The 12,605-nt window shown below is 47.9% G+C and carries 11 protein-coding genes; 8 read left to right on the top strand and 3 right to left on the bottom strand.

Annotated elements, in window-relative coordinates:
* Positions 1-242 precede the first annotated feature (242 nt).
* Positions 243-1,076: a hypothetical protein gene (locus PPG34_RS17730; protein ID WP_313834782.1), complete on the bottom strand. Its 834-nt coding sequence runs from the start codon at positions 1,074-1,076 to the stop codon at positions 243-245.
* Between the two features lie 180 nt (positions 1,077-1,256).
* Between PPG34_RS17730 and PPG34_RS17725 the strand changes: the two genes are divergently transcribed.
* Positions 1,257-1,886 (top strand): MBL fold metallo-hydrolase, encoded by a 630-nt coding sequence (locus PPG34_RS17725; RefSeq protein WP_420888115.1) that lies wholly within the window; start codon positions 1,257-1,259, stop codon positions 1,884-1,886.
* 39 nt (positions 1,887-1,925) lie between these two features.
* Positions 1,926-2,432 (top strand): bifunctional nuclease family protein, encoded by a 507-nt coding sequence (locus PPG34_RS17720; protein WP_313834780.1) that lies wholly within the window; start codon positions 1,926-1,928, stop codon positions 2,430-2,432.
* A gap of 6 nt (positions 2,433-2,438) precedes the next feature.
* Here PPG34_RS17720 and PPG34_RS17715 read toward each other — a convergent pair whose 3' ends face one another.
* Entirely contained in the window at positions 2,439-3,458 is a 1,020-nt protein-coding gene (locus PPG34_RS17715) for an Ig-like domain-containing protein (protein WP_313834779.1), read from the bottom strand.
* A 324-nt stretch (positions 3,459-3,782) separates the two neighbouring features.
* On the opposite strand from PPG34_RS17715, the gene PPG34_RS17710 reads away from it, so the two are divergent.
* A complete protein-coding gene (locus tag PPG34_RS17710) occupies positions 3,783-4,280 on the top strand; it encodes a hypothetical protein (protein ID WP_313834778.1) in 498 nt (165 codons plus the stop codon).
* Between the two features lie 98 nt (positions 4,281-4,378).
* Here PPG34_RS17710 and PPG34_RS17705 read toward each other — a convergent pair whose 3' ends face one another.
* Complete coding sequence (locus tag PPG34_RS17705) at positions 4,379-4,720, bottom strand: hypothetical protein (protein ID WP_313834777.1); 342 nt, start codon at positions 4,718-4,720, stop codon at positions 4,379-4,381.
* Positions 4,721-4,958: 238 nt separating this feature from the next.
* Between PPG34_RS17705 and PPG34_RS17700 the strand changes: the two genes are divergently transcribed.
* The 5 genes from PPG34_RS17700 (at position 4,959) to PPG34_RS17680 (ending at position 12,555) form a co-directional block, all read left to right on the top strand.
* Positions 4,959-5,447 carry a DUF192 domain-containing protein gene (locus PPG34_RS17700; RefSeq protein ID WP_313834776.1) on the top strand — a complete coding sequence of 163 codons (489 nt, stop codon included), beginning with the start codon at positions 4,959-4,961 and terminating at the stop codon, positions 5,445-5,447.
* Between the two features lie 75 nt (positions 5,448-5,522).
* Complete coding sequence (locus PPG34_RS17695; RefSeq protein WP_313834775.1) at positions 5,523-5,858, top strand: Rieske (2Fe-2S) protein; 336 nt, start codon at positions 5,523-5,525, stop codon at positions 5,856-5,858.
* A gap of 122 nt (positions 5,859-5,980) precedes the next feature.
* Positions 5,981-6,289, top strand: coding sequence for a protease inhibitor I42 family protein (locus tag PPG34_RS17690; protein ID WP_313834774.1), 309 nt, complete (start codon positions 5,981-5,983; stop codon positions 6,287-6,289).
* A gap of 20 nt (positions 6,290-6,309) precedes the next feature.
* Positions 6,310-7,155, top strand: a complete 846-nt coding sequence (gene dat, locus PPG34_RS17685; protein WP_313834773.1) for a D-amino-acid transaminase — start codon at positions 6,310-6,312, stop codon at positions 7,153-7,155.
* A 243-nt stretch (positions 7,156-7,398) separates the two neighbouring features.
* Positions 7,399-12,555 (top strand): LysM peptidoglycan-binding domain-containing protein, encoded by a 5,157-nt coding sequence (locus tag PPG34_RS17680; protein WP_313834772.1) that lies wholly within the window; start codon positions 7,399-7,401, stop codon positions 12,553-12,555.
* The last annotated feature ends 50 nt before the right edge of the window (positions 12,556-12,605 follow it).

The following is a 12,605-nucleotide window of genomic DNA, read 5'->3' as shown; positions in this document are numbered from 1 at the left end:
GGCCAATGCCTCATTTTCTTCTCCTTCGGTTTCACGGTCGGTGTAAATTCTCAAAGAGGGCACGATGAGATCGTGCAGCAAAAAAAATTCCCCCGAAGAAAGTCCATCTTGAGACAATTGGGCTGGTAGTGAGAATCTTCTTTAAAAGTTAAACTGATTTGGCTGCGGATTAAATTTGAATCCAAAGATCTGCCGTTCCACTGAAAGGTTCGAACAGCGTGGGAGAAAGGCGCGCGGGTCATTTATGGATTTGAGCTGCTATTTGTTGATTCCTGAAGTACATCCTCAACAGCGCGAATCATTCTGAGCTCGATGTCGGCGATTTCACTGTCGTCCACGCCAAGTGTTTTCCCATCCTGGGAGATTTTTTCATACTGCGCTTTTATTTTCAGCGTGGTGGCCTGTGTCCCAGCTCCCTCGAGGACCAGTACATATTGATTGCGAAATCCCGGTAATTCCAAGGACGGAGAAGCGGAAGTTTTTCGTTCCGTGACAAAAACGGCTTTTTGATCGGTGGCCATTTTTGCCAAGGTCGAGTATCCATGACGGAGCAAGGCTTGCTTGGTAGCTTCGATCATAGGGGAAAGCCCGACGGAGAAGGTTTGTGCTTTTGCGCCATGGGTAAGTGTGGTCATGGAATCTCGAAATAATTCACGTTGGCGTCGTAACCACTGGGCGTCATTTTGCAGTTTTTGATTTTCCTTGGTGAGTTCGGCGACTTGTTGCGCGAGAGCCTTTCTTTCCGTCGTCAAGTCCTTTCCGGTTTCTTGCGCGGACTTCAGCCTCTGATCTTGCTCCTGCTGCTTTTCACGGAGTTCCTTATTGAGTCGGTCAATTTGCTCCTGTAAGACCCGGTTGCCCTCTTGAAGCGTAATGATCATGGATTCCAGCTTCGCGGCCAATTTTTTCAGCTCGGAATTTTCCTCTTCCAGCTGAGGCGTCTTATCTTGTGGACAGCCTTGGAGAATAGGAACCAACCCAATGAGAATAATCCAAAGGATAAAATAAGATAATTGTCTTATCCGCAAACTACGCTGTTGGGAATGAGATGTGATGCGGAGTTGGTTGTTATCCACAGGAGGCTATTAAAGAAATATTAACAAAGAGAGGAGTTTGCATTCCGATTGCTGTAGAATTGTAGGCTGCTTCGTTTCCTAATGCAAATGGAAGATCCCCGAATGAGGGAGATTGACCTAATGATAGGTCAGAGATACGTTGTCTTTTTTTCTTCTGATGAAAGGAGTTTCATGGCGGATATGATTCGAAAAACCTTTGTCGTTCCCCCACTCGGGTGTAATTGTTCGATTCTCGGTGATCCGGCGACGAAGCAAGCGATTGTCGTGGATCCTGGAGGCGATGCCAAAAGCATTTTAGAGGAGGTCCAGCGGTTGGGGTTAACAGTGGTGGGTATTTACCACACGCATGCACATTTCGATCATTTTCTCGCTTCGGGGGAAATTAGAGCCGCGACACAGGCTCCACTTGGCCTTCATGAGGCAGATCTTGAGCTGTGGAAAATCCTTGAAGTGCAATGTCGCATGTTTGGTGTGCCGTTTGTCCAAGCCCCTGACCCGGATCATTGTATGCGGGATGAGGAAGCCTTGTCCTTTGGTAAGGTCACGGGTCAGGCACTTCATACCCCTGGTCATACCCCTGGTTCCATGTGCTTCCATTTTCCTGAAGACCATTTGTTGTTATCAGGAGATACCTTATTCCGAGGTGGCATCGGACGAACAGATTTATGGGGAGGTGACTCCAGGGCCATTGAAGAATCGATTCGCGAACGATTGTTTTCTTTGGATGAGACGACTACCGTCATCACTGGTCATGGTGCAGAAACTCAAATTGGATTTGAGCAACAGTGCAATCCGTTTGTGTCCGATTGAGGTAGCTTGCACCCTGCATTGAATAGGAAGGAGGGTGTGATGAGATTTGGGGTATCCCTTTCCATTTTGGCCCTGTGGGCCGTGGTTGGAGGATTTGGGTTTTCGTTGGCCCAAACACCTGCTTCGGAAGGGCAGGTTGAAATTCAAGATGTGACCGTGTTGATGTCCCAGATGGGGCCAGTAGTCTTGCTGAAAGCCCAAAACCGGGTCGTGCCTATTTTTGTGGATCCTACGGTGGCCGGCTCTATTGACAGCGCAATAAGAGGAACAACCCTCTCTCGACCCCTATCACATGACTTGATGAGAACCATTCTTCGGGAATTTGGAGGGACTGTGCTCCGCGCTAACATTTCATTAAAAGGGGAAGTTTATTATGGGGAACTAGAAATCTCCATTGAAGGCAATCGCAAAGTTTTTGATAGCCGTTCCTCAGATGCCATCGCGCTGGCGATTCATTTTCAGGCACCTATCTACGTAGACCAATCCGTACTTGATCAGGCTACTCGCGAGGAAAGTGCCAACAGGGATATGCCGCCGACTCTATGAGAGGTGCTAAGGCAACACGATAATATCGACGTAGGCAGGGTTACTATCGGATCCTTGGGTGTCGGTCACTTTGAGTTTGAATCGAAATAGGCGTTGTTCGTGGACGAACGGGGCTAAAAATTTTGGAGTCCGAGAGTAGGGATCGAGAAGGGAAATTTTACTTCCACGCACTTGGGCCCAATGGTACTGAAGTGAGCCGCCCTCTGGATCATAGCTGGCGAGCCCGTTGAGGGTGACGGGGTCACTCGAATACACGGTTTCTGATTGGCCAGGTTGAGCCACGGGAGGTTGGTTGCTTTGGTCCTGTACTTTGACTTGAATTTCCAGCTGGGCTTCTTGGTCTCTGTTTTTGGCCGTCAGGGTCGCACTTCCATTTCCGACTAGGCGCAGCAACCCATTCTCATTGATGGTAACCACGCGTTCATCGTTGATGGTGTAGGTGGTGCCCGTGTCTTTCATGCGAATAGAACGAACGGTGCCATCAGAAAATATTCCGATAATGGGCAGCGCGAAGGTTTTTCCTAAAAAATCGACCTGGTCGTAGACGCGAGCAGCGGCAGCGCTTCCGAATCGAAGGGGTTTCTCACTTTCAAAATCTATTGCGTTGAGTTGGGCTTTGGGGTCAATTTTGATTAAAATTTCGTCGAAGACCGCCCACTTTTCTGTATCCACTTGGCCGGCTTCTAATTGGGCTACGGCCAATAAACGATAAGTACCGATGGCGGATCGGGGAACTCGGATAATGCCTCCATATGGAGGATTGTTCTTAGATGTGGACACCAGCAAGAGTTTTTGTTCCACCAGCTCTTCCAACATATCTTCATCTTCGGCATACAAATAGTAATGCACTGCCGTGAGGCCTGCGACTTCCCCGATATTCAATTGGACTGGCATTTGTTCTCCAGAAAAATGCCTACTTGAATTTTTTGGTTCCACCAGGGAAAACGAAAAAGATAACGTAGGAAAAACCATGAAGGCGCAGAGTGTGACCAGGGGAATATGCGTAATCGCTGGTAGTTTTTTCATGAAAAAACCTGCCTTTTTCGCATTGGTTTGACTAATGACAGTCCTGATAGTACGCTCGGCTTGGGTGGCCTGCAACTAGGAATCTCCCTGCGGTCATTTTAATTCCTCAGGTTAAGAAGCGAACCCAAATGTTGGCCATTTCAGCGAGTTTTTGTCTCAGAATTTTGTCAAAACCGCCTTGCGTCCAGAAAATGCTTGTGCTATAACGGACCTTCCCTACGGCAAGGTTTGTCGAATGCGGGTTTTGCGTATACTGGAATGGCCTTGAGGTTTTTTAACAGTTGCTCTTTTATTACTAACGTTCCTTCCATGAGGAGGTAGGCAATGCACAAGGTGCTTCTATCCGTCCTTTTAAGTTTCCTTCTTGTTGCAGCAGGTTCCTCTGTTGCGTTCGCGTTACAGTCCGGTGGTGTCGAAATCGGAGATTTGGAAACCGGGTCTGTGGTGGGTCAATCTTTTAAAGAGTTAGATGTGGATCTTGCGTTTACTGCCATGTTGGTTGGCGGGAAAAAGGTTTGGTATCCACCCACTTCCATTTTGAACTTGACTGCCCAAGGCACAGGTGGCCGGGCTGGCCGTCCAGTTCTCCTAAAGGTGACCAATGATTTGGACACGGAACATGGCTTTGATCTTAATGCCGATTCGGCCTTTGCTGCGCCGACCTCCATGCATGTAAAGATTACGTTAAAGCCAGGGGAAACCAAATACATTGGTATTCCAACAAGTGACTTGACATATGTAACTGCAAACGGCTTGCTGAACTATAAGTGTCAGTTGCATGCGGCTCATTTGGGTGGTCAATTGTTGATTATTCGGAAATAAATTATTCGGAAATAAAAAGTCTGAATTCAAACAAAAACCCCGTTTCCTTCATAAATAGGAGACGGGGTTTTTTGTAACTTTTGCGGTGGGATATGTTCTTAGATTTCCGTATCTTTCCCGCAATCAACAGTAGAATCTAGAGGAATTTTTTGGGCTGCCCTCACCTCCCCGTCCATTACCAGTAGTAAGAACCGATTTTCGATTGGCGTGTCGCCAGTTTCCTTTTTTGTCACGAAGGTATTAATGTCTAGGATCATTTCTTGGGAGGTTTCCTTTTGGGCATTGTTGACCACCCAGTGATAGTGGCTAGCTAGGGGAAATATTTTTGCCACAAATTGGTCGATGGCTGAGGGAAGGCTTGGAGGCGCGCTGTGAATGGGGTTGGCCAAGATCACAGAAAAGGTCAAACAATAAAGTGCGGCGAGTACTCGGTGTTTCATAATGGAGCCTCCTCTCATTCGTATGAGGCATTTTTAGGGGCTTATGTGTTGACACCTAAGAACCTTATCGGCCACTCTCTTATAAAATATTACTCATACTCTACCATGGCAGGTTTAGTTTAGGATAGAAAAAACAGAAAGACTGGGGTGGTTACGTCATATTTTTCTGTGTGTGCCTCCACAATAAATCCGATTTCATGGTATTCCGTCTTGTTTCATTTGATGAAATTTCCTATTGATGCGTATCAAGCAAGAGAAACCCCTGAATAAAAAGCGAATTATTTTTCTTGTCCTCATGGCCTTATTATTAATTTCAGGGGCCATGCTGTTTAATTCTCCCAAGCAAACAGAGATTATTGAGGTTCGGTTTCCCTCGGGAGCCAAGCTTCAGGCCGAGGTCGCTGACACTCCAGAAGGAAGATATTTTGGCCTGGCCTTTCGGGAAAGTCTTCCTGAGAATGTGGGAATGATCTTTTTGTTCGATGAGTCAGGACCTCATAAAGTTCTGACCGGAGGGTTCAAGTTCCCAGTTGATTTGATTTGGGTCGATGAAAGCAAGCATATTGTTTATGTCAAAGAAGCCGCTCCGCCCTGCATGGAAAATCCCTGTCCGTGGTATGGTCCTACAAATGAAAATTCACGATATGTTCTGGAGACGAATTCAGGCTTTGCGCAGAAAGCGGAAGCCGCTGTGGGGACAGAATTAGTCTTTGCGTTACGTAGGTAATAGGTAACAATATTGAGTAAGTTTAATGTTGGTCGGTTAGGCATATAACCCAGTAAAAATTCAGTGGTTAATTGAATGAATGAAAAATCGCTAGAAGAGTTTGTGGCTGTTGGCCGAATTGGGGATATTCCCGATGGTTCCTCCCGTGTGGTCAAGGTGGGCGGGAAGACGGTGGCGTTGTTTAACGTGTCAGGGAAGTTTTTCGCCATTAATAATATCTGCCCGCATGAAGGTGGCCCGTTGGCCAAGGGGAAACTCAAGGGCTACGTGATTGGGTGCCCATGGCATGACCTCCAGTTTGACGTGCGCAGTGGATTTGGAACGGATGGTGGAGGGTATTGTGTGGCCAGCTATGATGTTAAGGTAAAAGAAGACGAAATTTATGTCAGTTCACGATGCCGGGACTTTTAAGGCCGTCCTATTTTTGTAAAATTGCAAAACCGCTTCTAGGAAAATGGAGGGAGCTTCGATTTAAAATAGGCGGGAGTATTCTGGGTTAATTTTTTTTCTAAGGAGAAAAGGTCAGGGTAATCATGGGTGTTCAAGAATCTGATCTCAAATCGGTTACGGCCAAACGGGGGAGCACCTTTACCATTCAATTATGGGAGGACCGAACACGCGGGGAACAGTGGGTGCCGGACTATGACCCTGCACTATTTGCTCTGACCGGAGACGACTTTTTGCGGACGACCAGCAATAATGCCGTGGACTCTGGCCAGCGAAATTTTGAATTTGAGGCGCTTCAGAGCGGTACTCACCGAATAGAATTCAGTAAACGGATGGCCTGGAAATACACGGCTGAGGACCGACGGGTCTATCTCGTCAATGTTCAAGATTCCTAACCCCGATTTTTGGTTTCCCCATGCCTAACATTGCTTATCTGAACGGTGAATTCCTTCCTCTTGAAGAAGCCATGGTCTCAATTGAGGATCGGGGGTTCCAATTCGGAGATGGAATATATGAAGTGATCCGGGTGTATCAGGGGAAACCCTTTGGCCTGGTAGAACATCTCGAGAGACTCAACAAAAGCGCAAAGGCTATCGGTATCGCACTTACCAGCACCAATCAAGAGTGGGAGGCCGTTATTCGTGAAGGACTTGAGCGGAGCGGGTATTTGGAATGTAAGGTGTATATTCAGGTGACTCGAGGTGTGGCTCCGAGAGATCATTTATTTCCAAAGGAATCTTCACCTACCACGGTCATAACCTTTCGCCAAATGTCCGGTCTGTCTCCGGAGCTTATTCAACAGGGAGTTTCGGTAGTCACGCGACCTGATTTGCGGTGGGCGCGATGTTCCATAAAAAGTTTGAATTTGCTCCCAAATATCTTGACCAAACAGGAAGCGAATGAGGCCGGTGCCTTTGAGGCCTTGTTAATTAAAGATGGGATGATAACGGAAGGAACCTCGAGTAATGTGGTTCTGGTGAAAAATGGAACGCTTATCACGCCGGCGTTAAGCGACCAGCTTCTGGCAGGCGTGACAAGACAATCCGTTTTGGAAATAGCTAGGAGAAATGGACGAGTGGTTGAAGAAAGAGCTGTGCCGGAGGAAGAACTAACACAGGCTGATGAGCTATTTCTTATCGGAACCACCATTGAAGTATTGCCAATTACCACCCTCAATGGGGAATCAGTAGGAAGTGGAAAGCCGGGAAAGGTGACGAACATGGTAAGAAAAAATTTTCACGCGCTGATCCACGGCAATTAAATTTAAAAGGGTTAATCAATCCTGACGCCATGGTGTGAGGAATTATTCCTCAAAAGTATTTGATCTTTATCCGAATCCTAAAAATGCCAGTTCGAAAAGACCAGAAACTCTTGACACTTCCTAGTGGTTTTCAGTAGTTTTTCCCTCTCGCTCGCGTTGGTAGACCATGTTTACGTAGTAATAGCTAATAAGTCCAATACATTCCTGCGTGTTGATGGTGTTTATTTTTAAGGAGGCCGGTCCATGTTTCATTTCACACGTCATCTCATGAAGCAACGTGCGTCCCTAGCCTGGGGAAGCCTTATTGCCTTATCACTGTTTGTACTCCCCGTAACTGGAGTGGTGGCAGAAACTCCAGCACCCCACGACCGCGTTCACAAAACAGGGATGAATCATCAAAACCCTGAATGGGCCGAACGCCTTAAAGGGCAGACCATAATCGAAAATTCCCAGGAAGGTCGAGCCGAACGTTCTGCGCTTGTAGAGAAACAGCATGAGCGTTTGATGGAGCAGATGCAGAAGGAGATGTCTGATCCCAACTCTGGTGGATTCAATTCCATGTCCATGATGCATCAATATGGAGCGGGAAAAGGAAATTACCTGTTGCAGTCAAATGGGGACATTGAGCCGGTTTCCATGGGCGGTGGGGGGAAGTGTCCTGCCACGGCCTCGGTGAAGCATTATGATGTGTCGGCAATTGACGTGGAAATCACTCTCAATCAATGGCTGGATTATTATCCTGGCTACATGTATGTCCTGACCGAGAATATCGATAAAGTTCGTGATGAAGAAGCCGCGAATGCTGAAGCCCGAGAAGTAGAGGGCCATCATAATCCTGGTGGCGTGAAAAATGGGATCCAAGACCAGTACATTCAACCTCTTGTAATCCGTGGGAACCAAGGGGATTGCGTGAAAATTACTCTGCGTAATGGATTGGAATTCGGCGAAGATGTAAGCCTTCATATTAACGGCTCTAGCATGGTGATCAGTAAAACCGGTCAGCCAGCCACAACTACCAATCCAGATTCCGTGGCCTCGGGTCCATCCGATGATTGTGACACCGATTGTGATCCCGTGCCGGTGGAAATGGAATGGTATATCCATCCAGATACCCAAGAAGGCGGACGTCAATTCCACAGCTATAGCAATGACCGTGAGTTGACGGTTATGGGTTTGTTTGGCGTGTTTGTGGTGGAACCTGCCGGTTCCAAATACCTTGATCCATTAGGAACCGGACCTGCCACCGAAATGCCGAGTGGGTGGCAAGCCGTGATTCAAAATGGCATGGGGCCAGACTTCCGAGAATTCGTGTTGATTTATCACGAAGTCGGTGATGAAGCCTTTCGTCCGGTCAACAAGCACGGAGACTTTCTTCCCCAACGTGATCCATTGACGGATGCGTATCGGCCAGGTGCCCGGGCGCTGAATTATCGAAGCGAACCGTTTGGCATTAATAATATGCATGTGCAGCATGAATATTTTGGATTCGAAGACGAATCCATGGCGTATAGCTCCTACACCTTTGGTGATGCAGGCCCAACGATTCCACGAAGTTATTTGGGAGATCCGGCTAAATTCCGTCTAGTGCATGGTGGGTCAGAAGTCTTCCACTCTCATCATCCGCATGGTGGGGCCATTCGATGGACACGAAGTCCTCGAGCCGTTGACCAAATGCCTATGTGGCATAAGGGACAAAATGGTCCGGTGAAATATCCGTTGATTCGGGCGAAAACAGACCGAGTGGACGTCGAAGTCATTGGGCCTTCCGAAGCACTGGATTTGGAAACCGAATGCGGTTCTGGCTTGTGTCAATACTTGGCCGGGGACTTTCTGTTTCATTGCCATGTTGCCCATCACTATGTGGCGGGAATGTGGGGCTACTGGCGCGTATACAATACTTTGCAGGTTCCTGGTGTGAAAAATGACGTCATGGCACCGCTCCGTGAGTTGCCGGATCGGGTTGGACGCATTCCAAAACCAGTCACGTCCGATCAGTTAGTTGGGACGACAGTCGATTGGTTTGGAAAAAAATTCAAAATTGTTCCGAAAGGAACCAAATCTGTTTGGGACAAGAATCCTGCCACAGTGAATATTTATGACTGGGTGGAAATGCAATTGCCAACTCGGGGTCTTCCTGGCCACACAGATGATGAGATTGGCCAATTGAAGTCCTATGATGCGACGGTTGTTGATTGGGTTTGGGAAGGCGATCGTGCCATGAGTGAAAAAGAAAGCACGACGGAAAATCCCAAGTACCACCCGGAATGGCAAGGTTATGAAGCGGGAAAACGGCGAGCCATTTGGTTTGAGCCAACCACAGGAAAAGTGGCATGGCCATGGCTGACTCCCCATTTTGGGAAGAGAGCGCCGTTCTCGCCCGACCGTAATCCAGCCCCATGGCTGGAAATGATTCACTTGGACGATGATGGACAGCCTTCAGTTGAGCCAGCGAAGCCAGGTGAAAATGGTCGGTGGAGTCTGTGTCCAGATCGCGCAGGTTCCCAAAAATACAACGTTCACTTCATTAAACTTCCGATTGAGTTGTCTGCGGCTCAAGGTAACCAACCTGCCGTAGTTGATCCTAACGGGCTGTTGTATGTGTCTCATGACGAAGAAGAGGCGATTCGAAATAATAATGATTTAAAAGTTCCCTTAGTATTTCGTGCGAATATTTACGATTGCATGGATTGGATCCTGACCAGCGAATGGCTGGATGATGACATTACGAATTTTCAGTCATCGAAAATTAATACGCACTTCCATTTCGTGCAGTTTGATAATCAAGCCTCTGATGGCGTGATTTCTGGTTTTTCGTATGATCAATCCATGCGGCCTTTTACGCAATTCGAGAAGAAGTCTGATAAGGGATTGCCTGTCCCTATGAATGCGAAGTTAACCAAACCTGCTCGAAAAGGCGATCGAACCATCCATGTCACAAATGCCGGACAGTATCATGTCGGAACTGTGCTATTGGTTGGTGCGGATAACGTCAAAGGGAATGAGGTTAAGAGAATCGTGGCCATTGATGGAGCTGGGGATGCTGGTGGTTCGTCTGCTGCACCCTCTGCCAGTGGTGGCGATTACGTTGTGCGGCCAGGAGATACTCTGGGGGGAATTGCGGTTTCCCATGGGACCTCTGTGGAAGCCTTGAAATCTATGAATGGTATTTCAGATGCCAATATGATTCATGTTGGCCAAAAGCTCCAAATTCCTGGATCCGGTGGTAGTGGACACGGAGAACCCATGCCTGCGGTGGGTGGCCCAGGGACCATCACCTTTAAAAAGCCGTTGGCGCATGATCACCCAGTGGGTGATATTGTGACGGTAGAATTTGTCCGTCAGCGTTTCTGGGCGGACTCTGATGTTGGGTCGGTGTTCTGCCATGACCATGCATTTGGCGGAACGACGTGGCCTCATGGGGCCGTATGTACCTTCCTCATCGAACCTTTTGGTTCAACGTGGCATGATCCAGTTACCGGAGAGGAAAAGAGAACAGGGCCCGTGATGGATATTCACACTGTAGAACCGGTTGGCTATGGGGTCAGCGGAAGTTTCAGAGAGCTCATGATCCAAATTATGGATACGGTTCCTCATACTGTGAATGTCGTGACGGCCGGGAATCCTCCTGGCCAGCCAGTGGAAGTGGCCTTGGAAGCAGGACGAACCGTGTCATTCCAAATGCCGCCAAACAATATGATTAAAATGACTCCGATGCCTTTCTTAAACGGAGGGACCCATACGACTGGAGGAGCTATCAACTTTAGAGCTGAGCCCTTTGCTCAACGGTTGGCCAACAATCCTGCAACGTCGCAAATTTTTAGCAGTACAACTCATGGCGATCCAAGTACCAGCATGGTGAGAGCGTACCTTGGTGATGCTATTGTCTTCCGGTTGGTTGATGTGACTATGAATGAAAGCAATGTGTTTACCATTTCTGGTCATAACTTTTTGACAGAGCGGTATGCCGGCGATGCCAATCGAAAGAATTCTATTCACATTGGTATTGCCGAACGCTATGACTTGGTGGTGGCTCAGGCCGGTGGTCCGAGACTCCAACCTGGTGATTACATGTATTTCAATGGTCGAAGTTCGAAACTTTCGGAAGGGTCCTGGGGCGTCATTCGGGTATTAGACAAAGAAGTACCCGATCTTAAGCCGTTGCCTAATGCGGCATACGGTCCACAAGGGATTAAGAAGCCATTGCCAATTTGTCCTGCGGATGCTCCGGTGAAGAGCTTCAATGTGGTCGCCATGGACTTCCCAGAAATGGCGTTCAATCCCAATGTGGAGGAACCCATTGAAGTTGACTTCGAAAGAAAAATTGAGGTCCGAAATCCAGATGCTAAGATCTATGTGCTGGAAGAGGAAGTGGCAAAAGTTTCCGGGGAATTCCAACCCATGCCATTGACTTTACGGGCCAATGTGGGTGATTGCCTTAAGGTAAACCTCACAAATAAAATGAAAGAAAGCCGAGCGTCCTTCTCGGCCTTTAGCCTGGCCTTTGATCCGAAGGATTCCCAAGGGGTTAATCTTGGAAATAATCCTGGCGATCAAACGATTGCACCAGGGGAAAGCCGAACCTACACCTACTATGCAGATCCCTTTTTCGGCGAGACACAATCCTTAGTATGGGATTGGGGGAACGTCGCCATGAATCCTCGCAATGGTTTGTATGGTGGGATTATTATTGGACCAAAAGGGTCTCAATATCGTGACCCGAAAACTGGTGCCGATATTTCGTTGAAAAATAGCTGGACGGCCGATGTGATCGTGGATCGGACGGTGCCAGGCAATGCCCATCGGGCGAATTATCGTGACGTAGCATTGTTCTTCCAAGATGAAGACAATATTATTGGAACTAGCTTTATGCCATATGTTCAAAACGTGGCGGGTCTTATTGGGGTGAATTACCGAAATGAACCCTACCTGTATCGTGAAGAACAAGGGTGTTCCTTAGGGAAGATGTTCCAACCCTGTAACGTGGATGACCCTGCTGATCCAGCGACCCCTCTCATTGAGGCCCATGCTGGTGATCCTGTCCGGATCCATGTGTTCGGGGCCAGCAATGAACAAAATGGTATGTTTACGTTAGAAAAACATGAGTGGCCCATTGAGCCATTCATGGGTGGTGCTGACCAAATCAGCGTCGTGGAATTTTCTGGATCTGAAGGAATCGATGTTTTTGTTCCTTCGGCGGGTGGACCGTATGCCATGAAGGGGGATTATGTGTATAGCAATGCACGATTACCATATTCCCAATCAGGCCAATGGGGCTATTTCCGAGTTCTGTCTAAGAACGACCAGCGAATTCTTCCGCTTGGTGGGGCCGCCCCGGGAGTGAAAGAAGCCGAAGTGCCCCAATCCTCAGAAGGTAGCGTTCGACCAATTTCGTTCAAGTAACGATTGGTCCGATAAGCTAGCTATAGAGATGAACGGGGAAGCCGAGCTTC

This window comes from Candidatus Nitronereus thalassa (genome assembly GCF_032191465.1).
Classification (GTDB): Bacteria; Nitrospirota; Nitrospiria; order Nitrospirales; family UBA8639; genus Nitronereus; species Nitronereus thalassa.
Note: the sequence above shows the minus strand (reverse complement) of the source record. Positions and strands in the feature narration are given on the sequence as shown.

Bases quoted from the DNA above. Each gene is read 5' to 3' on its own strand.
- dat (WP_313834773.1), top strand. From the start codon at position 6,310: ATGCCTAACATTGCTTATCTGAACGGTGAATTCCTTCCTCTTGAAGAA.
- PPG34_RS17700 (WP_313834776.1), top strand. From the start codon at position 4,959: ATGCGTATCAAGCAAGAGAAACCCCTGAATAAAAAGCGAATTATTTTT.
- PPG34_RS17715 (WP_313834779.1), bottom strand. From the start codon at position 3,458: ATGAAAAAACTACCAGCGATTACGCATATTCCCCTGGTCACACTCTGC.
- PPG34_RS17680 (WP_313834772.1), top strand. From the start codon at position 7,399: ATGTTTCATTTCACACGTCATCTCATGAAGCAACGTGCGTCCCTAGCC.
- PPG34_RS17710 (WP_313834778.1), top strand. From the start codon at position 3,783: ATGCACAAGGTGCTTCTATCCGTCCTTTTAAGTTTCCTTCTTGTTGCA.
- PPG34_RS17720 (WP_313834780.1), top strand. From the start codon at position 1,926: ATGAGATTTGGGGTATCCCTTTCCATTTTGGCCCTGTGGGCCGTGGTT.
- PPG34_RS17690 (WP_313834774.1), top strand. From the start codon at position 5,981: ATGGGTGTTCAAGAATCTGATCTCAAATCGGTTACGGCCAAACGGGGG.
- PPG34_RS17725 (WP_420888115.1), top strand. From the start codon at position 1,257: ATGATTCGAAAAACCTTTGTCGTTCCCCCACTCGGGTGTAATTGTTCG.
- PPG34_RS17705 (WP_313834777.1), bottom strand. From the start codon at position 4,720: ATGAAACACCGAGTACTCGCCGCACTTTATTGTTTGACCTTTTCTGTG.
- PPG34_RS17695 (WP_313834775.1), top strand. From the start codon at position 5,523: ATGAATGAAAAATCGCTAGAAGAGTTTGTGGCTGTTGGCCGAATTGGG.